Annotated in this window: 1 protein-coding gene; it reads right to left on the minus strand. The window is 40.7% G+C overall.

The window, feature by feature from the left end; genetic code table 11:
- Positions 1 to 725: IS256 family transposase (locus LI114_RS13695; RefSeq protein WP_227221131.1), on the minus strand; the 725-nt coding region annotated here is incomplete at both ends.

The raw sequence follows: 725 nt of genomic DNA on the forward strand, positions 1-725 counted from the left end.
AGTTTTTGTCCCATGATTTTATGATGTTGGGATATTTCTTGTCCCACTTTTCACGAAACTCTTCCTTGGCAAATTCTGCGTCGTCAAGATTGACTGCACCGTAGATTTTCTTTAAATCAGCGCATACAGCTTTTCTGTCCTTGTAAGGCACGAATTTGCAGTTGTTTCTTATCTGATGAACGATGCAGAGCTGATTTTTTGCCCTTGGAAATATTGCATTTATTGCATCACAAAGTCCTGTCAGATTATCGTGACAAGCGATGAAAATGTCCGTGACTCCGCGGTTTTTAAGGTCTGAGCATATACTTGCATAAAAGCTTGCGGACTCATTTTCAGAAATCCATATTCCAAGAATTTCCTTATGACCCTCCATGTTGATACCGAGTACAGAGTACACGCACTTATTGATGATTTTATTGTCCTTGCGCGAATTAAAAACGATTCCATCAAAGAAAACGATAGGATAAATACTGTCAAGAGGTCTGTTCTGCCACTCGTTTACTTCGGGAAGAATTTTGTCGGTTATGCGTGAAACAAGTCCCTGAGAAATTTCTGAACCGTAGATCTCATGAAGAGTGTCCTCAATATCAAGCTGAGACATTCTCTTAGCGTACATTGCCATGATCTTCTGCTCAATTTCGTCTGTACGGGTCTGTCTTTTTTCGATGATTTTAGGTTCAAATTCACCGTTTCTGTCACGGGGAACGGCTATTTCACACTCGCCG

It is taken from the genome of Ruminococcus sp. 210702-SL.1.03 (genome assembly GCF_020559915.1).
In the GTDB taxonomy this organism is placed as follows: Bacteria; Bacillota; Clostridia; order Oscillospirales; family Ruminococcaceae; genus YE71.